Source organism: Priestia sp. SIMBA_032 (genome assembly GCF_046535215.1).
GTDB classification, from domain to species: domain Bacteria; phylum Bacillota; class Bacilli; order Bacillales; family Bacillaceae_H; genus Priestia; species Priestia aryabhattai.
Window position 1 is genome coordinate 1 of the sequence record NZ_JAWRXD010001467.1, and the last position, 240, is coordinate 240.

Genomic DNA, 240 nt, shown 5'->3' on the forward strand with positions numbered 1-240 from the left:
CTGCCATATGGCCACCTCTTTTCTTTACAGTTAAAAAAAAAGCTCGCATGAGAGCGAGCTTTTTTTAAAGCATCAAAAGTTAATTACTTAACTTCTACAGCAGCGCCAACTTCTTCAAGTTTAGCTTTCATTTCTTCAGCTTCCTCTTTAGAAACGCCTTCTTTGATTGCTTTTGGAGTGTTGTCAACTAATTCTTTAGCTTCTTTTAAGCCAAGACCAGTGATTTCACGTACAGCTTTG

At 37.5% G+C, this 240-nt stretch carries 1 protein-coding gene; it reads right to left on the bottom strand.

Annotated elements, in window-relative coordinates:
- Positions 1 to 83: 83 nt before the first annotated feature.
- Positions 84 to 240, bottom strand: a 157-nt coding sequence (locus SB717_RS39180) for a ribosomal protein bL12 (protein WP_410908687.1), incomplete at its 5' end; no start/stop codon positions are given.